The organism is Mesorhizobium sp. M1334 (genome assembly GCF_040317995.1).
In the GTDB taxonomy this organism is placed as follows: domain Bacteria; phylum Pseudomonadota; class Alphaproteobacteria; order Rhizobiales; family Rhizobiaceae; genus Mesorhizobium.
In genome coordinates this window covers 1-19,377 of the sequence record NZ_JAMYLM010000044.1, presented here as the reverse complement: position 1 = coordinate 19,377, position 19,377 = coordinate 1, and the positions used below count along the sequence as shown (strand labels likewise).

Here is a 19,377-nt window from a genome sequence, read left to right as displayed (position 1 = left end):
AGCGCCCCCTTCCGGCAGGCGCTCACCGAGCGCGGCCTTACCTGGGCCGTCGGTATCCCGTTCAAGCAGAAGGTCTATGCCGCCGACGTGGCGATGATCTTCCCCGTTGCCGGACACGGCCGCCCGCGCCGCCGGCATATCCCCGATGTGAAGTCGATGGCCGCGCAGGCGATGCTGGAAAAAGCCCAATGGCGGACGGTCAGTTGGCGGCGTGGGACCAAAGGCCGCCTCTCGGCCCGCTTCGCCGCTGTCCGTGTCCGGGTTGCAGATGGCCCACCCCAGCGCATCCGCGACATGGGCGCCCAGCATCTGCCTGGCGAGGAGGTCTGGGTGATCGGCGAGCACCGCTCGACCGGCGAGCGCAAATACTAACTCTCCAACTTGCCCGCCGACACCCCGCTCAAGCAGATCGCAGGCGCCATCAAGGCGCGCTGGGTCTGCGAACGGGCGCATCAGCAGCTCAAGGAGGAACTTGGCCTCGACCACTTCGAGGGGCGCTCATGGACGGGCCTGCACCGGCACGCGCTGATGACGATGATCGCCTACGCCTTCCTGCAATCTCGCCGCCTCAAGCAAGCGGGAGGGGGAAAAAAGAATCCTCGGCCCGCCGCCCCAACCGAGCCTACCCGCCGTCAGGCAAGCCATCCTCACCGCGCTCGCGCAGCCGCCCCCAATCCGTTGTCCCCACTGCCGCAGAACCATCTCCGCTAAAACTCTGCCAAAGTAGTGCTAGTTCAATCCGCATAGTGCCGTCGTCCCAGCGAAAATGACGCGACTACAATTGGCTCGTTTCGTGATGAAGATCAATACGGCTTCTCAACTCCTCGCCGGATAGCCAAATAAGCCACTCGTCGTCTGAGATCTTCTCTTCTACCAGCCGTAATATTGAACCACCTGGTTCATGATGCGGCATTCCGTATTGCGCAACGACGCCCTTATCTAATGACCAACGCGCTACGAGCCCACACAGGAAGTCTGGAGCCCACAAGGCAAAAGACACGCCGCATGCTATTCCAGCCGCGATTCTGGGCACGCCCTGGCCTCTGTAGTCTTTGCGCACCCAGATATCCCCAAGGAGCGCTACCTTCCCGGTAATGTTCTTTGCGCTCGGTGCTGAACAAGTACAACTGTCGTTAGGATGTGCGTGTATGGCCGGGTCAGCATAGAACGCCTTGAGGGATTGCCAATGCTCTGCAAAATTGCTGTGCGAAAGGTCGTACAATCGAGCAGCGTCGAGAAGCGCGACATCATCATTATGGTCGACGCCGACAATCCAAAATCCCTCGCCTGCTTTAATTGGCGAACGATCTGGTCGAAAATTTGGGTATGTTGGACTCTTTGTTGGAGTGGCCCGCGTGATCGAGACATACCTGTGAAAATCAAATCCTATCGAGATTTTGATTCCCTTTTGGGCGGCATCGTCGTCATATACTTTGAGGAAGCGTGAGATGGCCAATGGATTAACTATGCTTTTTTTCATGGCAGTTTCCGTATCCTGATGATCTGCGGCATGGGTGGACGGCGCGCTTCTGATGATGGATACACCATCAACGCGGATCGAAATGCTATCCACTTTGGTGGGTTGCATGGAGCTGAATTGGGGCGCATGGAGAACCGGTCCGCCCTAATTCAGCTCCATTGCAGCAAGCCAGCCTGATGTGATTCTATGAGGGTTCCCCAAAGCTTTCGCGCCCAGGATCGTCGACACAATGATGCGCCGGCATAGCGGCGATGGCGGTCGGCAACATCTACGAGCCGGACCATGTCAAACCCGATCCTGATGGCCGGCCGCGCCGACCCGGTGGCGCAGGCGCGGCCGCATCTCGCCGGCTCCTAGTGGACGCTGCATGCCGCCGTCGCGCTCGGCGACCGTGGCGTGAAGTGGCCGGATCCCTATCGGCCCCTATCTGCCCGGAAGCGACCAGCTCTATCGGCTGGCAGAGCGCGACGCAGCAGCGGGGCTGAAAGTGTGAGCGCCGCGATGATTACCGCAAAGCATGAGCTGGTCACCGGCGGCGGCTCCGGCGACTGCCGGGCCATCGCGCTGGCGCTGGCCGGTGCCGGCATCGACGTGACCATTTGCGGCCGACGCGAGGCCGCTCTTGCCGAACGCGTCAGGGGCAATGACTGCATTTTCGGCATCCCCGCCGACGTCACCGGCGAGTTTCGATGGCGTCCCTTTACAGCCAGCTGGAGGCGGCACGCGGGCCTATCCACATCGTCGTTGCCAATGCCGACATGGCCGGCAGCACGCCGGCGCACAAGACCACGCTTGCCGATTGGCAACGGACGCTCGACGTCAACCTGACCGGCGCCTTCCTGACGGTGAAACCGGCACTGGCCTGTATGGCCGTGTGCAAGGCAGGCCGGATCGTCTTCATCGCCTCGACGGCCGGACTGAAAGGCTACGGCTATGTCGCGCCTTGCGCGCGGCTAAGCATGGCCTCGTCGGGCTGATGCGGGCGCTTACGCCGAGACGGCGAAATCCGGAGTCACGGTCCACGCCGTGTGCCTGGCTTTTTTCGAGGCCGACATGCTGGAGGAGTCCATCAGCGATCGAAAAGACCGGCCGCTCGGCCAGCGAGGGCTCGGGCGAGCCTTGCCTCAACCAGCCTGCAAGGCCGCTTCGTCCAGCCGCAGGAAGTTGCCGCCGCCGTGTGGCTATGCTGCGACGCTGCGGCGTCGATCACCGGATAGGCAATTTCGATCTCAAGAGGCGAAACATGATAGCCGGCCCCTGCCCGCACCATCGGAACCCGGCGAGGACCGGCTGCGCCTGTGGATGAGGCTGCTGCGTCCCTTGCGTACGATCAAGGCCGAGCGTCGCGATCTCGCGCGACCCGGCGGCCGAAGATCGAGGTGTCGGGAATCGCCGCCACGTATTCGCGCGTCACACCATCCTGTTGAGCACGCGGAAACGCCGGCGCAGGCTGGTCATGGACGAAATCCAAGACCAGCGGGCTTTGCCGTGCTTCGACCAGGATCGGTGCCGCGGGCCGATAACCCTTCGCCGGACGGCGGCTTCCGCACCGCCAGCCCTTCTTCGGGGTAGAGCCGACAGAATGATCCCCACGGCTCGCCTCCCGTCGGAGCAGGGTGAAGATCCGCCGACAGCAGAGGGGCCGCCGCTCGTTGGCCAGGTCGCGCAGCCTCCCCCGCAACTCTGTCCCAGCGGCCGGCGGGACCGATAGCGGATCATCTGCCGTCGGCGCTGACGATGAGTAGGCGCCACTCGGACATGCCCAATGTGGTTTTCAGATGCGCCGGCGACTTCGGCCGGGCATCCGCTTGCTCCCGCGTTAGCGCGGGACCGCGGCTGCCAGAACATGCCTACGAAAATCAGGCGACAGGGCGTTCGACACGTCGGCCGGTCCCGGCAGGCAGTTTGAATCATCAAATTGCGGAACGGCCAGACGATTCATCAGCTCGCGTGCCGCTTGCGTCTTGTACGTCATCGCCCAGAGCGGTGACATCAGCAATAAGCTACGTGCGACGAACCCCGAACGACGGCTCCTTCGCAGCCCCCTCTGGGTTGACGTGTATGAATTGATGATCATCAGTCGCTTCTGGAGCTGGGCGATCGTCTTCTATGTGACAGCGCAGCACGGCGACGCCATTATCCTTGCCCTCGCTGGCTCAAAACGAAACCTCCTGGCGCGCGCTATTCCGTGAAGAAGCTTATGCCATGCCGTACGGACTGACCGCCATCGATCGGCAGGATGGCTCCGGTGACGTAGGAGCCGGCCCGGCTGCATAGAAACAGCGTCGCGCCGGCTATATCATCGGGCCTGCCGATCCTGGCCAGCGGGACGCGACTGCCCATCCGTTGTGCCTGTTCGTCGGTGGCGGTGGCGAAAGCAGTCATCCGACTCCGGAACGTACCGGGCGCGAAAGCATTGACGGTGATCTGGCGTGGGGCGAATTCGTGCGCAAGCGTGCGCGTCAGGTGATGAACGGCGGCCTTCGAGGCAGTGTAGGAGTATGCGCCTTCGGCGATCGGTTGGGTTCCCATCACCGAGCCAAGATTGATAATTCTCGCAGGGTCTTCGTCGCTTGCCGCGTTTTCAAGCAGCGGCAGAAGCTCGCGCGTCAGATGGAAAAGCCCGGTAAGGTTTACGTTCAGCACGCGTGCCCATGCCTCATAGGGGAAGGTGTCAAGTCGCTCACCCCAAGTGGCGCCGGCATTGTTGACGAGGATGTGCAGCCTGTCCGTCCGCCTTTTCACTTCATTGACCAGTTCGATGATGCCCTCTAGGGAACTGATGTCTCCGGCAAACCCTTCCGCTTTGCCCGGTGCGTCCAGCGTGTTGAGGTCTTCTGCCGTGCGCTCGCAATCGGCGCCCTTGCGGGAGGCGATCATGACGTCTGCGCCGCCCTGGACTAGGGCGGTCGCAACCATTCGTCCGATGCCGGTCGAGCCGCCCGTCACAAGTGCCTTATTACCCGTCATCGAAAAGAGTTCGTCGAGGTAGCCCATTGGATCTCCTATTATTCGTTTCTCACCATTTCGTTGACAATCCGGCCGGCCTCCCCACCGATGGCCTGCCGGTAAAGACAGCGCGCACGCCCGGCGCCTGGCAGGAGGCTTTCCGCCACGATCCGCGCCTTCTCCGCCTCCGAGCGTTACTGGCGCCCGTTCTCGATCACCTCCAGCCGACCGGCATAGCCCCATCTCGTCTCGGTGTAGAGACAATGGCCCGAGCAGGCCTGCAGGGGGCGCGGCGCCACCTCTGCCAGAATTGGAGGGTCCTTCGCACGATTAGGTCCGGCTGCCCAAGAGGGGTGTCGCTTACAGTGATTGGACCAATTCCAGGAATGGTCTCGAGGTGCTGGCTCAGCTCGTTCGAACGGTTCTAGATATGCATTGCGTGAGAGCAGAGGCCGTCTACCACATCAGTCAAACTCCAAGAAAGGAGGCCGCGCAGAGGACCCAGCCCTTGGCTTCAGAGAACAGCGATATCGGTCGCCCCGACCTTTTCCTTAGCCAACGGATAGTTGTAGTTGAAGGCACCTTCTTGGTCGCGTGATAGAGCGAACAATCAGGGCCGATGTCTCAGACAACATAGCCGGCCGCGCGCTTGCGGGCGGCTGGCGTCAGAAAATTGAGCCGCCCCAATTCGTCATCGTCACCAAAATCGCCCCAGTTGGACCCGTCGGGTCTTCGTTTCCAGCGGCTAGGCATAGCAGGCTCCATATTTTTCAATGGATCGTAAGGTTTACCGCACGGTCTTGCCACAGCTAGATAGGCACCTTGGGTTCAGCCAATTAAACCACTGGCCACGTCGCTTGGACACCTACCAACCCAAATAGGGCTCGAGCGTGACGCCGTGGTGAACCACGAGCGGGTACCGAGCCGGGCGAAAATCCAGCGCTCGACAATCCACAGAGCCGCCTCGACCTTCGCCTTACAAAGCTTTCAGTCCAGCCGTGCGGGGCCGACCTGTGCTGACGGTCCACGTTACGCATCCATTCCACCTCTGAAGGGCAAGACGTTGGACGCGATCAGCCGCGGCGCATTGAGGCGAGGATCGAATTTTCTATCGGCCGCTGACGGAACCTTGCCCAACATGCTCCGGCATTGATGACAATGGCGCAACTGATGCACCGCGGCCGGGCAGGCGGCATTCCGGAAGGCCGACCTGGTGCAGTTGGTGGCGGCTGCTGGATCGCTTTTCTGCGCGTGTGGGAATGGACGATGATCGTGTCCCGCGGCGTGGTGTAGTTGCCGCATTGGTCGCCGTGGTCTCCGGTCTGTGCCCGGCTGATCAGCGCGCTACGGCTGGCAAGCTGATCAGGGGATCATCGTCACAGCTTGATCAATCGACGGAGGTGCTTAGCCTGGGGCGAAATCGTCAATGCATGCGCGACGGGCGCTCCAACCCACTGCCCCGGATTCCCCTCGTCAGGCAAGGATCGCTTCGGCTCAAGAACAGAAATATATATCGAGCGCCATCATTCTCACGTACTGGCCTTCGAGCGCCGTGCGGGTTCGGCCAAATATTCACCCGTTTCGCGGATTTCCAGCTCATTGCGCTGGATGCGCGCCAATGCGTCTGCGCCGAGTCTTGAGACCGCGAGTGCGACAAGAATGTTGGCGATGAGATAAGCGCCGGCGACCGAGTCTGGAAGCGCGTAGCTCCGCGCCGTCATGAGGAAAACATGGTCCGAAAACCGTGCAATTGGCGCGTTCTCACTGTCGGTGACGGCAATAACCTTCGCTCTTTGGGCCTTCGCATTTTTCGCCACGTCAAAAGTGACCCGGCTATAGGGGTAGGAAGTAAACCCGATGACCACGTCATCTTGCGTGAGGTCATCGAGTTCCAATCCTGATCCTCCACCGGTGTCGAGCAGGTGAGTGTTTGATTTGACTTTCCGCAACGAATAGGAAAGCGAATAGGCGGGGGCGAAGAAGGGGCGGCGGCCGATCACATAGACCCGCGAGGCTTTGACCAATGCCTGTACTGCTGCTTCAAGCTGCTTCTCGCTCAGCGCTGTCACCGCTGCTCTTTGCGCCTCGATTTCGCGCTCAGCGAACTGTGCAGCAAAACCAAGTGCACCTTCCTTCTGGCCAAGGGATACAAGCTCCGCGGCGCGGCCCCTGTTGCTGCCCTGGCCGTTGATCAATTCGGCAATATAAACCTCGCGGAATTCATCGAAACCCCTGAAGCCAAGGTTCTGTGCCAACCGCACCAGCGTTACCGAAGGCACCCGGGCGCGCTTAGCAAGCTCGCGCATGGAGCGAAAGGGTATCTCGTCGCGGTGCGCAATAAGGAACTGGATCGCGCCAGCGGCAGGCCCACGAGCCTCCGGCATGAGTTGCCGCAACTTCGCGTCTATGTCGGATGGTTTGGAAATCATGAACCTACGATCCGCATTGCTGACCATACGCTGCCACGATTCTTACCTAGAAGCAATTGATCCATATTGACGGATGATGAACTGTATGCTCCAATAACCTGGCCGCGTCCGAGAGCGTCTCGAACGGCAGGATGGAGCGCCTCAAGCGCGGAGGTTGGGCGCCGCCAGCAAGAGTTGCGGGGAACGAGTTTGGCAAATCTTGGGGGAGGAAAGCACCGTGAAGCGGAATCGCACTATGATGCTGCTGCCGATCTTTTTCCAGGCCGACGCGGTCGCGGCGGAGCAGATCAAGGGGCGTATTCGGGGCAGCGGAATATGCGCGCTTGAGCGGTTCGCCATATAGTCGATGAGATGATGATCATATCGATCGGCTTGTTCTGTGATTCCTGACATGATCCTTCCTTTGCCGACAGTCTTATTTTGAGAATCTTACAATAACGCAGGACGTTGGCAGAATATATCAGATTGAGCTGAAACTAGCGGTGCTCGCATGTCACGAATAACGCGAAGAAAAATCTACAGGAGAAAAGGAATTGGCGAAAGAAACTTGGCGAATTGGAATTGATGTCGGCGGCACCTTCACCGATGTCGTTGCCGTCGGATCCCGTTCGGGTATTCGCATTCATAAGACCGCATCTACCCCAGACGACCCTTCCGTGGGTGTGCTAGCCGGGGTCTCCGCGCTGGCGGACACCCAGGGTCTTACGATCCGGGAATTCCTCTCGGCATGCACCCATTTCGTTCATGGCACCACTGTTGCCACCAACACGCTTCTCGAAGGAAAGGGTGCAAAGACGGGCATGCTCGTTACCCGCGGCTTCCGCGATGCAATCGAGATCCGCCGCGGCTTTCGCGAGAATGTGTGGGACTATCGGACGCCCTGGCCCGATGTGCTAGTGCCACGCTGGCTGCGCAGGCCGGTAACCGAACGGGTGCTGAAGGACGGACGCATCGAAGCTGAAGTCGATCGGGCAGATCTCGATGACGCCATCGCACGGTTCAAGGCGGCCGGCGTTCAGGCGGTGGCCGTCTGCTTCATTAACAGCTACCTTGATGATACCAACGAAGAACTTTGCGTTCGGTACCTTCGCGAGGCAATGCCGGATTGCTTTGTTTGCGGATCGGCGAAGCTCGCGGCGGTCATGGGCGAGTACGAACGTTCATCTACGGCTGTCGTCAATGCCTATATTGGTCCAAGGGTCGTTCCCTACCTCCGACAGCTTGACGAACGCCTTAGTGAACTCGGCTTGTCGAACAGGCTTCTTCTCGTTCAAAGTAACGGAGGCGCGGCCTTTATTGACGATATAGAACAGCGCCCCGTTTCCTTGCTCCTCTCTGGACCGGCCGCTGGTGTCGGCGCGCTCGACTATTTCTCTGGGAAAGATGGTCTTGGCGGTCTCATCACTATGGAGATTGGCGGGACGAGTTGCGATGTCATGCTTTATGACCGGGGAAAGGTTGGTGAGACCACCCGGCTTGACATTGCCGGGTACCCGGCGATCACGGCGAGCGTTGAAATCAATACGGTCGGCACCGGCGGCGGCACGATCGCCTATGTCGACGCTGGCGGCATGCTCCAAGTCGGACCGCAGGGGGCCGGCTCGCGCCCGGGCCCGGCCTGCTACGGGCTTGGGGGAACGATGGCCACGGTCACCGACGCCCACGTGGTGTTGGGGCGGCTGCGGCCCGGCGCCTACGCGGACGGATCGGTCAACATCCGCTCGGAACTCGCGCATGAAGCAATCGCCAAGCACGTAGCGCAACCGCTGGGTCTGACCGTAGAAGGGGCAGCGATCGGCATCATCCGCCTCGCCGAACAGAACATGCTGCACGCAATGGAGCGGATGTCGAGCGAGCGCGGCGTAAACCCTCAAGGCCTGACGCTCGTTGCTTGCGGAGGCGCCGGAGCGCTCCACGGAGTGGCAGTCGCTCGGCTTCTGGGATGCCGGTCGGTGTTCGTCCCCCGGCTTGCCGGCGTCTTCTGCGCGTTTGGAATGTGCAATTCCAATATTCGTCACGACCTCATTCAATCCTGCATGGTCGAGCTTTCGGATGAGACGCTTGCGCGGATTTCCGAACAGGTTGCTAAGCGTGAGGACGAACAACGCGGCCGGCTTCTTGAAAGCTTCTCCAGCGAGGCAATCGTCATCGATTGCTTCTTGGAGCTGCGATATCGCGGCCAACAATGGACAGTGCGCGTGCCGTTCTTCGGCGGTACGGACAGCAAGCAGACGCTGCGGCGTCGCTTCGAGGAAGAGTTCTCGAGCATCTACGGCTACGTGCAGGAACGCAACGAGGTACAAATCGTAGCCTTTCATCTTATCGGCAAGGGCCGGTTCCCCACGCTTAAGCTGGAAGCCGCCGGCGCGACGGCTGAAAGCCCGCAGGCAAGTAGCACCCGCAGCATATGGATCGACACTCGCATTGGCTTCGTCGATGCGCCCGTGTTCTCTCCCTCGACGCTAAGTCCCGGGGCGAGGATAACAGGCCCCGCCGTCATCGAGGAACTGACGACGACCATTCTCCTCGGAGCGGCGGACATGCTGCTGGTCGATGAGGGCGGGAACTATTCTATTCAACTTTCGATTTTGGAGTGATGACCATGGCCGTCGACCCGATCACGATGACGCTGGTGCAGAAGCGTTTGGATCACATCTCTCGCTACATGGGCTGGGCGATGACGCGGACCGCGCAGAGCCCGATCTTCAGCGAGAGCCACGACTTCTCCTGCTTCCTGAGCAATGCCCGAGGCGATGCGTTATCCGTCGCCGACGGTCTTCCGATCCATACGGGGGGAGGCGATTTTGCCGTTCGCGCGGTACTTCGCGACTATGGCGGTGATCTTCACGATGGCGACGTCTTCCTCCTGAGCGATCCCTACGAAGCGGGAGGAAACCATCTTCCGGACTGGACGATAATCCGCCCGATCATCGTCGAGGACAGGTTTCTTGGGTTTGCGAGCAACAGGGCGCATCAATCCGACATCGGTGGGGGTGCAGCGGGAACCTACAATGCTGCGGCGACCGAGATTTTTCATGAAGGCATCCGGCTTCCCGTCCTCCGCCTCTTCGAGCGCGGCCGTGTGCGCGAAGACCTTTGGCGCCTCCTTCTGCTCAACAGCCGCACCTCGGATCTTCTTGACGGTGATCTTGCCGCGATGGTCGGCTCGACGCGCACCGGGCGCGACAGGGTTGTCGCGCTCGCTCGCGAATATGGTCTCTCTGAAACTGAGGGGGTTTTCAGCGCGATCCTTGATCATGCACAGACGCTGATGAAGGAGATGATCCGTACAATTCCCGAGGGGGTGTACTATGGCGAGGATGTTTCCGACACTGACTGCTTTGAGGCGATGGACGTGCCCGTTCGCGTCACCCTTACGGTAAAGAATGAGCATCTGCATGTCGACTTCTCTGGCAGCGCGCCGCAAATCCGCGGCTTCAAGAACAGCTCGATTGCCAATACGAGTTCGGCGGTCTTCCTCGCGGTGATGTCGTTCTTCAACGGGCGCGTACCGCAGAACCAGGGCGCCATGCGGCAGATGACGATTGAGGCACCGCCCGGCACTGTCGTAAATGCCCTTCCGCCGGCGCCAATGACGATGAACACCGTGCATCCGACGAGCGAGATAGTCCACGCCGTCTGGCGCGCCCTTGCGACTGCCATGCCTTTGGAAGGCTATGCCGGCTGGGGAAAGACTTGCTACTGCATTTCGTCGGGACGGAAAGACGACGGCAGAACGTACGTGATGTATCACTGGAACGGGTCATCCGGGGCAGGAGCCGTCCGGGGGCGCGATGGCTTCCCTGCGGCCGGACAGCTCTGCACCCTCGGCGGGATGAACCTGCCCAATGTCGAGACCTACGAGCAGATCTATCCCGTAAAGATTCATCGCTCCGAGATGCGAAAGGACAGCGGGGGGGCAGGCGAATTTCGCGGCGGAACCGGCCTTGAATACTCCGCCTCGACATATCAGCCCGCAGAGTACTCGTTTCGCAGTGAAGGCAGCCGCAAACCAACCGGCTATGGCATCGTAGGCGGCGAGCCAGGGGTGAAAGGCACAATCGCCGTGACGCTGTTGGACGGCGGCGAAGCGATTGCCGTTCCACAATATGGAATCATGCAATTGGGATCCGCAAGGGTGGACGTCAGCTCCCCAGGTGGTGGCGGCTTCGGAGATCCGCTCAGGCGGGATCCCCTCGCCGTTCAGCGCGACGCGGTAGACGAGATTGTGAGCCCTGAGATGGCCAGGGATGTCTACGGCGTCGTCCTCAGCTCCAATTTGCTTGCAGTCGATGTTTTGGCCACCGAAGCGCGAAGGCAAGAGCTTTTGCGGGTACGCTGCCCCACGCCTTAAAGCCCGGCCGCGCAATTCGAAAAGTCGCGCCTTTCGGCGGAGAATATGCGTGTATAGAAATGAAGCATTTGATCCTTATTGACATTAAGTGGTTCATGTGATCCAGTCGTTATCTCAACAAAGGTGGTCAAGGAGTTCGGACGTGCAGCCCATTTCAAGCCTAGGCCATAACCGGAGAGAGGTCGTTGGGCCGAAGTCTCGCGACGAGTTTCAACGAGCACTAAGGATCACGCCAGGCGGAAGCATGCGTGCTGCCCCTTTTTTCGCTCCCCAGCCGCCTTATGCTATGTCTGCAGCCGGCTGTTGGATCACCGACGCGGACGGCAGGAAGGTCTTCGACTGCGCAAACAACTTCTTCTCGCTCGTTCATGGCCATGCCTTTCCGCCGGTAATTGAGGCGCTGCACAAGGTCCTGGACGACGGCACCGCATTCGGGCTTCCGACCACAAGTGAGACCAGCCTTGCGGAAGCGATCAGCGCGCGCTCGCCGAGGCTTGAGCAGGTCCGCTTCACGAGCTCCGGTACCGAGGCTGTCATGTACGCCGTCAAGGCCGCGCGCGCGATCACAGGGCGCCCGATGATCGCGAAGTTTGAGGGCGCATATCATGGCGCTTACGACCATGTGGAAGTCAGCCTTGATTCTACTCCAATGAACTGGGGCGATTCATCCCCCAAGAGTGTGCTCTACGCCAAGGGAACTCCCGTCTCCACCGCCGCCGAGGTTCTGGTCCTCCCCTACAACGAGCCCGAGACATGCAGAGAGCTCATCCGTGCACACCATGAACGTCTCGCCGCGATACTCGTCGATCCGCTCGCCTCTCGCGTCGGCATGGTTCCGATGAACGCGGATATGCGGGAGGTCATCCAGGATTGCTGTAACCGCTACGGCATCCTGCTTGTGATCGACGAGGTCGTTTCATACCGCATCGGTTATCATGGCGCCCATGCCACGTTCGGTTTTGAGCCGGATTTGGTGGCTTTGGGAAAGATCATCGGCGGCGGCTTGCCTGTTGGGGCCGTGGCAGGGCCTGCGTCACACATGGCGGTCTTCGATCACACCAAGGGCAAGCCAGCCGTCTCCCACGGCGGCACGTTCAGCGCCAACCCGCTCAGCATGACAGCTGGGCTGGCGGCCCTGCAATCATACACTATGGATGCCGTGGCCCGTCTTAACCGGATGGGCGATATGCTTCGTAGCGAAATCACTGAGCAACTAAGAAGGCGCGAACTCCCCGCGCAAGTTACGGGCATGAGTTCCCTCTTTCGGCTCCATCTGATGACTGAAGTTATCCGAAACTACCGGACTTCGTTCCCGAGACCCGTGCAGAAGACTGCGCTGGCAAAGGTTCACCTTGCAATGCTGGAACGGGGTTTTCTGATGACGCCGAATTGCTCCGGCGCGCTCTCGACACCGATGAGCAAGACCGATGTCCAAGATTTAGTCTCCGCCCTCGTGGATGCCATTCATGAAACTTGGAAACAATCTCCATGGGAGTGATCGAGCAAACGGTGAAAAGCGCCGTCGCGTCAGCGCTCGCATCGGCGGCCTTGTCGATATGGCACGAGGTGCGAGGGGGATGTCAATGACTACGCAATCAAACGCAGAAGGTCGGCACGAAACACCTGCCTCGACTCGGTCGGAGGAAGCGTACGCACGCGCGATGTCGGTATTTCCCGACGGTACGAGCCGGGTAACGATCGAACGCGATCCAATTCCGAAGTACATAGAGCGAGGCGAGGGCGCTTACCTCTTCGACGTCGATGGAAACCGCTATCTTGATTTGAACGGGAATTTTACGACCCTCATCCACGGACATGCGTTCAAACCGGTCGTCGATGCGGTCTACCGGCAGCTGGCGAGCGGCAGCTGCTTTGCCAATCCGACGAAGATGGAAATCGAGCTGGCGAGTATCCTTTGCGAGCGGATTCCGAATGTCGATCGCGTTCGATTTGTAAACACCGGCACTGAAGCCGTAATGTTCGCTATCAAGGCGGCACGAGCTTTTACCGGCAGGGCAGGAATCGCCAAGTTCGAGGGAGCCTACCACGGTGCCTATGACTGGGTTGAAGTCAGCCAGTCGGCAAGCCCGGAGAACTGGGGACCTGCCGACGATCCTGTCTCGGTGCCGTTATACAAGGGTATGCCGGAAAGCGTTCTCCAAGAGACGCTTGTGCTGCGCTTCAATGACACTGAACTGCTCGAGAAGAAGCTCCAGGCCCATGCGCATTGGATCGCAGCGGTCGTAATCGATCCGATGCCGAGCCGCGCTGGCCTGATAGCGCCGGACCCTGGCTTCCTGGAGGCGCTGCATCGGCTCTGCCGCCATCACGGTGTGCTCATCATCGCTGACGAAGTGCTGAACCTGCGTCAAGGCTACCACGGCGCCTCGGCGCGATACGGGCTAAAGCCCGACCTGATCACCTTGGGCAAGATAATCGGCGGTGGGCTGCCCATTGGTGCTATCGGCGGACGCGAGGAGGTTATGCAGGTCTTCAGCGCCAAGTACGGGCGCCCCCTCCTGCCACAGGGCGGAACGTTCTCGGCCAATCCACTATCGATTGTAGCCGGCATCGCCGCAATGCGCGCTTTAGACAAAGCAGCGTTCGCTCGCCTCGACGGGCTGGGCGACCGTCTGCGTGCCAACCTCACCGAGATCATTGCCCAACACGACGCTCCGTTTGCAGTGACCGGAGCCGGCTCCCTGTTTCGAATTCATCCGACGCGGCGGAAACCGCGTGAGTTCAGGGATACGGCAACTAATCCAGCCCAGAACGCCGTCCTAAGGACGCTCTCCCGCTTCTTTTCCCGGCACGGTCTCATTTTGCCGAATGGGGCTGCCGCGTGCCTGTCAACACCGATGAGAGAGACCGAGGTCGACACAATATCCGACCCGTTTCGTCTCTTCCTCCAAGAACACGCAGCAGACATCAACAATATGGAGAAACCGGAGTAATGTCCGTAGAAACTGTAGCCGAACGGATTGCAGCAGCACTGCAACGCAACAGCGTCGAGATGATTTTTGCCCAGAGCCTGCCCTCGGCGGTGGTTCTGGCATGCGAAAAGGTCGGTATCCGGCAAATCGCCTACCGCCAGGAAAACATGGGCGGGGCCATGGCTGATGGTTACTCTCGCATCTCTGGCAGAGTCGGCGTCGTGTGCGCCCAAAACGGGCCTGCCGCAACGCTGCTCGTACCGCCGCTCTCCGAAGCGTTCAAGGCCAGCATTCCGGTGGTGGCCTTGGTGCAAGAGGTCGAGCGCCACCAGCTCGATCGGAACGCATTCCAAGACCTGGACCACATCGCCCTTTTCTCGGCCTGTTCCAAATGGACGCGACGCGTGATGACGGCTGATCGGATCGAGGACCACGTCGACTCCGCGTTTATCGCGGCCACCAGTGGTCGACCTGGTCCAGCCGTGCTCATCCTTCCGGCCGACCTTCTCCGCGAGAATGTTACGGCTAGCGTACGCGGTCGGACAGGGAAATACGGCACGTGGCCCCTTGATCCCATCCGCCCGAGCGACGAGGCACTCGCGGCGGTGGCCAAGTTGCTCGCTCGCGCCGAGTCGCCCGTGGTGCTGGCCGGAGGCGGTGCGGTTTCGTCGGCGGCGAGCAAGGCGCTCGCGGAGCTGCAAACCATGGCCCATCTACCCGTCTTCACAACAAATATGGGCAAAGGCGCTGTTGATGAGCGCGCGCCCCTTACTTGCGGCGTCCTTGGGGCTCTGAATGGCCCCAGGTCTCTCGGCTACCGCACGCGCGCCATCATGGACGAGGCAGATCTCGTCTTCCTCGTCGGCACCAGGACCAACCAGAACGGAACCGATAGTTGGCGTTCGATCCCTTCTACGTCGGCGGTCGTACACCTTGACATCGATCCTTGCGAGATCGGCAGAAACTACGAGTCTGTGCGCCTCGTCGGGGACATCTCCACTACAATTCAAGCCCTGACTGCAGCGCTTCGATCGGAGGATCTCTCCAATCGCTCGGCCAAGAAAGTGTCGCTTGAACGTCGCATCGCCGAAGCCTGGGCGCAATTTGAGCAGGATCGCAGCATCTTCAGCGGAAGCAATCAGACGCCGTTGAGGCCGGAACGCATCATGCGTGACCTGCAATCGCGTATGACGCCGGAAACCATTGTCGTGGCCGACGCCAGTTACTCTTCAATGTGGATCGTCGGGCAGCTTCGCGCACTTTGCCCGGGCCAGCGGTTCATCACCCCGCGCGGCCTGGCAGGACTAGGATGGGGTTTGCCGCTCGGCATGGGCGCCAAGCTTGCAAGGCCCGACAGTCCTGTTGTCGTACTCGTCGGCGACGGCGGGTTCGCCCATAGCTGGGCGGAACTTGAAACGCTCGTGCGGTCCGAGATCAACCTCACGGTTATCGTTCTCAACAACGGCGTGCTCGGCTACCAAAAAGATGCCGAGACCGTGAAATTCGGCGGCTATACGACAGCCTGTCACTTCGCTCCCGTCGACCACGCCGCTCTCGCCAAGGCCTGCGGCTGTGAAGCGGTCACGGTCGAAAATCCGGGCGACATCGAGCCTGCCCTCGACCGCGCTCTGTGCTCGAAAACGCCGGTGCTCATCGAAGTCATCAGCGATCCTGATGCGCACCCGCCGATCTCGCTTTTCACCGGCACCCTTGGCCCCCTGACCCTCGAACCATCGGAACTGGTATGATGACGGCGCCTTTCACAAAGGTTGCCGTTGTCTCAGGAGGGTCGTCCGGAAATGGTTTGGCCTGTGTTCGCCCACTGCGCGTCGCCGATTGGGACGTAGCCTTTTTCAGCCAGTACGCGGATTCCATGCGCGCCGCCGCCAGCTATCGCTACCCGACATGGTGACGACGGGAAGCGGGCGGGTCGCCTATATTGGATCGCTTGCCGGCCGATCAGTGCCACGCATTGCGCGGGCGAGCTACGTGGCCTCCAACCGCGCTTTGGTCGGCCTGGCTAGGTCGATCGTCGGCGAATATTCCCACCGAAGCATCACGGCGAATACTTGCGCGGGCCGAGTCCTGACTAACCGGAGCACCGGACGCGCCCACGAATCTCTCCGCTTTGAGCGCATCCCAATTCTGATGGCTGGTCGTCCAGCCGATATCGCTCGTGTGGTTGTTTTCCCTCATGCGCGAGGACTCCGACTTCATCAATGGAGCGATGATCGACGTGAACGGAGGGGAGCTCGTTCCCGCATGAGCGCCCAGTCACCATCACCCTGACTAAGGTTTGAATCCCATGAGTATACCTGACATTGAACTGGCGAAGCGTGCTGCTGGCGAAATCGCTGAACGCACCAAGACAACCAAGAGGTCCGAATCGCGAGAGCGCTGGCCGGCGCAATGCCTCGTGAATGGCGAATGGGTGGGTGAGCCTGCATTGCCGGTGCTCAATCCCTCCACCAACGAAGAAATTGCGAAGGTTCCCGATTTCGGCGCCGCAGAGACTGAAAAGGCGATCTCAGCGGCCAAGCGCGCGTTCCCGTCCTGGGCAGGGCTCCTAGCCAAGCAGCGATCGACGACTCTGCGCCAATGGCACGATCTCGTGGTGGAACATGCCGACGAGTTGGCTCGGATACTAACCAGCGAACAGGGCAAGCCGTTGTCTGAAGCCAAGGCCGAGATCCTCTACGCGGCCTCCTTTTTGGAATTCTACGCCGAAGAAGCAAAGCGGATCTATGGCGAGACAATTCCAAGCCACATCCAGGACGGCCGCATTGTCGTGATCCGTCAACCAGCGGGGGTCGTTGCGGCGATCACGCCCTGGAACTTTCCGGCAGCGATGATAACCCGCAAAGTTGGCCCGGCCCTTGCGGCTGGCTGCACGGCCATCGTCAAACCTGCGCTGGAAACACCGCTCACGGCATTCGCCATTGCTGCCCTCGGTCAGAAGGCGGGTCTGCCGCCCGGCGTCCTCAATGTCATCACGGGAAACGCTCACGTCATCGGTAAGGAACTCTGCGACAGCCCGGATGTCCGCGTGCTGAGTTTCACCGGTTCCACGGCGGTCGGGAAGCTCCTGATGGCGCAGTGCGCGACCACCGTGAAGAAACTCGCGCTCGAATTGGGTGGCAACGCTCCCTTCATCGTCTTTGAGGATGCCGACATGGATGCGGCCGTCGCGGGGGCCATGGTATCGAAATTCCGTAACATGGGCCAGACCTGTGTGTGCGCGAACCGCATCTATGTTCAAGATTCCATCTACGATGCGTTTGCCGAAAAGCTTGCGACCGAAGTTGCGCGGCTCAAGGTCGGCGATGGCATGGCCGAAGGCATTGGCCAGGGACCGTTGATAAGCGCGGCCGCGGTTGCGAAGGTGGAGCAGCATATTGCCGACGCAGTGGCGAAGGGTGCGCGCATACTTACAGGGGGCGCTCGTCATGAGCTAGGTGGCACCTTCTACAAGCCGACGGTGCTTTCCGACGTCACCCAGTCGATGAAGGTCGCCCGAGAAGAGACGTTCGGACCGCTTGCCCCGCTGTTCCGATTCAGCGATGACAAGGACGTGATCACGATGGCGAACGACACCGAATTCGGCCTCGCCGCCTACTTATATGCGCGCGACATCGGCCGCATCTGGCGTGTCGCAGAGGCCCTTGAGTACGGCATGGTCGCAATCAACAGCGGGCGTCTCTCGACCGAGTTCGCTCCTTTCGGGGGTGTCAAGGAGTCGGGCATCGGTCGGGAAGGATCCCGCCACGGCATCGAAGAGTACACGGAACTGAAGCTCATGCTCATGGCCGGCATCTAGTCAAACATCGCGTCCTCCCGGGCGGGTCTGGCCGGCGGGCGCCAAATCCGCTGCGCCGGCCTTTACGCCTTTATTTTCCGAACGCGCCCTATTTTCTGCGCATCGTATGCCCATAGAGCAGTACCGTCGGTTTGCGCGGAGCTTTTGCCATGGTGCCGCAATCATGAGGTGCCCCGCTTTCGGTGACGCTACGGGCCCACCGCCTGCTGATGTCGTCGTTCATGACGGGAGGGTGTCGCGCGATCATCGCCAACGGCCCTTGAGGCTCGCACCAAGTTGGACGCGTGGTTGACCGAAAAGTGCTCGAATCTGAACTATCGAATCGCGTTCGACTACACAGGCGAAATGAACAAGCTTTGGAAGGACCCTTTTCCGCCGGGATTCCGACTTTGTTCGTGGTGGACCGGGACGGCCACATCGCCTTTATTGGTCATCCGGGGCAACTCGATGAGATTTTGCCGAAAGTGCTCAGCGGCAGCTGGAGCACCGGCGATAAAGCGAAAGCCGCCGATACGGAGCGGATCGCCAGAAGCGAATCCATGGCGCGTGAACAAGCTGCGTGTTTCAGAAATTCGCGGACACCCATTCCGCTAATTGGCGGACAGTGATGGAGTGCACCCCTGGACTGAGACACAAAAAATCGCGGACAGTTTCCCTGCAAGGATAGGAAACTGCGGGCATGGCCGGACGGCAAAGAGCCATGGCTTAACCTGAACAAGGCGGCGCGCTCCTCGGCGTTGCACCGAAGACCCTCGGGCTCGCCGCCGAGGCGGGCGAGATCGAAGGCGTTCATCCTCTGTCGGATGGTCCACGGGTCTTCAGCCGATCAACGCTTCGCGGACCGGCGGCTCAGCGCATCGTCCATCGCGCGCGGCAAACCCAAAGTACCCCACGGGACCGTCCAGATCAGCAAAATCTAGTCACTTCAACGACATAGACAGATGGGTGTTATGCAACAGGATTTAAGTCCTCCCGCCATTCGGCAATGGCGTGGTCGAGGCCGCCATACTTGGCCTTCCAGTTATACAGCGTCGCGTCGGAGATCCCGTGCTTGCGGGCAAGATCGCCCGCCTTCGCACCCGCTTCATGCTCGCACAGAACCGCGATGATCTGCTCTTCCGTAAACCGCTTTCTCCTCATCAGTCCGTCCTTCAATCAAGGTCCGGACTCTAATCTCAGATGGAGGAAATTCTCAGTGGCAGGTCACCTGATCCTCATTCGGGCAGAATTTGGTCGAGACGCTTCAGAAGCGGTCCGAAAGCGGCCCCGACATCGAAGAACGCCGATCCTCACCGCTACGCCGCTCGCTCGGTTGTATGGGCTAATCTTTGTCAAGGTGATCTTTCAGTCGTTCCGTCTCCTTGTTCAGCCGTGTGCGCCCATTTGTTCCTGCTTTGGCTCCGGGGTCCATTGGG

12 protein-coding genes and 5 pseudogenes are annotated in these 19,377 nt (G+C 60.3%); 10 read left to right on the top strand and 7 right to left on the bottom strand.

What is annotated here, in order from left to right; translation table 11 throughout:
* A pseudogene (locus NKH17_RS32230) lies at positions 1–711 on the top strand (IS701 family transposase); the annotation flags it as partial.
* A 64-nt stretch (positions 712–775) separates the two neighbouring features.
* Here the strand turns inward: NKH17_RS32230 and NKH17_RS32225 are convergent.
* Complete coding sequence (locus NKH17_RS32225) at positions 776–1,480, bottom strand: hypothetical protein (protein ID WP_352973432.1); 705 nt, start codon at positions 1,478–1,480, stop codon at positions 776–778.
* 501 nt (positions 1,481–1,981) lie between these two features.
* Here NKH17_RS32225 and NKH17_RS32220 point away from each other — a divergent pair.
* Positions 1,982–2,697, top strand: a pseudogene (locus NKH17_RS32220) (SDR family NAD(P)-dependent oxidoreductase).
* Between the two features lie 122 nt (positions 2,698–2,819).
* Here NKH17_RS32220 and NKH17_RS32215 read toward each other — a convergent pair.
* From NKH17_RS32215 to NKH17_RS32195, 5 genes and pseudogenes are all read right to left on the bottom strand, one after another.
* Positions 2,820–3,312: pseudogene (locus tag NKH17_RS32215) on the bottom strand (IS3 family transposase); the annotation flags it as partial.
* Positions 3,300–3,557 (bottom strand): hypothetical protein, encoded by a 258-nt coding sequence (locus NKH17_RS32210; protein ID WP_352973431.1) that lies wholly within the window; start codon positions 3,555–3,557, stop codon positions 3,300–3,302. The gene NKH17_RS32210 and the pseudogene NKH17_RS32215, both read right to left, overlap by 13 nt.
* Positions 3,558–3,661: 104 nt before the next feature.
* The gene (locus NKH17_RS32205) at positions 3,662–4,477 is read right to left on the bottom strand and encodes an SDR family oxidoreductase (RefSeq protein ID WP_352973430.1); all 816 of its coding nucleotides are present in this window, start codon (positions 4,475–4,477) and stop codon (positions 3,662–3,664) included.
* 1,481 nt (positions 4,478–5,958) lie between these two features.
* The gene (locus NKH17_RS32200; protein ID WP_352973429.1) at positions 5,959–6,858 is read right to left on the bottom strand and encodes a MurR/RpiR family transcriptional regulator; all 900 of its coding nucleotides are present in this window, start codon (positions 6,856–6,858) and stop codon (positions 5,959–5,961) included.
* A 141-nt stretch (positions 6,859–6,999) separates the two neighbouring features.
* Entirely contained in the window at positions 7,000–7,251 is a 252-nt protein-coding gene (locus NKH17_RS32195; RefSeq protein WP_352973428.1) for a hypothetical protein, read from the bottom strand.
* Positions 7,252–7,391: 140 nt separating this feature from the next.
* Between NKH17_RS32195 and NKH17_RS32190 the strand changes: the two genes are divergently transcribed.
* From NKH17_RS32190 to NKH17_RS32155, 8 genes and pseudogenes are all read left to right on the top strand, one after another.
* Positions 7,392–9,455 (top strand): hydantoinase/oxoprolinase family protein, encoded by a 2,064-nt coding sequence (locus NKH17_RS32190; protein ID WP_352973427.1) that lies wholly within the window; start codon positions 7,392–7,394, stop codon positions 9,453–9,455.
* Positions 9,456–9,460: 5 nt separating this feature from the next.
* On the top strand, positions 9,461–11,212 hold the full coding sequence (locus NKH17_RS32185) for a hydantoinase B/oxoprolinase family protein (RefSeq protein ID WP_352973426.1): 1,752 nt from the start codon (positions 9,461–9,463) through the stop codon (positions 11,210–11,212).
* Between the two features lie 244 nt (positions 11,213–11,456).
* Complete coding sequence (locus NKH17_RS32180) at positions 11,457–12,710, top strand: aspartate aminotransferase family protein (RefSeq protein WP_352973425.1); 1,254 nt, start codon at positions 11,457–11,459, stop codon at positions 12,708–12,710.
* 163 nt (positions 12,711–12,873) lie between these two features.
* Entirely contained in the window at positions 12,874–14,166 is a 1,293-nt protein-coding gene (locus tag NKH17_RS32175; RefSeq protein WP_352973424.1) for an aspartate aminotransferase family protein, read from the top strand.
* Positions 14,166–15,893: an acetolactate synthase catalytic subunit gene (locus NKH17_RS32170; protein ID WP_352973423.1), complete on the top strand. Its 1,728-nt coding sequence runs from the start codon at positions 14,166–14,168 to the stop codon at positions 15,891–15,893. The genes NKH17_RS32175 and NKH17_RS32170 overlap by 1 nt, the downstream gene beginning before the upstream one ends.
* Positions 15,894–15,981: 88 nt before the next feature.
* Positions 15,982–16,434, top strand: coding sequence for an SDR family NAD(P)-dependent oxidoreductase (locus NKH17_RS32165; protein WP_352973422.1), 453 nt, complete (start codon positions 15,982–15,984; stop codon positions 16,432–16,434).
* 16 nt (positions 16,435–16,450) lie between these two features.
* Entirely contained in the window at positions 16,451–17,962 is a 1,512-nt protein-coding gene (locus NKH17_RS32160) for an NAD-dependent succinate-semialdehyde dehydrogenase (protein ID WP_352973421.1), read from the top strand.
* A 243-nt stretch (positions 17,963–18,205) separates the two neighbouring features.
* Positions 18,206–18,519, top strand: a pseudogene (locus tag NKH17_RS32155) (TlpA family protein disulfide reductase); the annotation flags it as partial.
* A 436-nt stretch (positions 18,520–18,955) separates the two neighbouring features.
* On the opposite strand, the pseudogene NKH17_RS32150 reads toward NKH17_RS32155, so the two are convergent.
* A pseudogene (locus NKH17_RS32150) lies at positions 18,956–19,102 on the bottom strand (transposase); the annotation flags it as partial.
* Between the last annotated feature and the right edge of the window lie 275 nt (positions 19,103–19,377).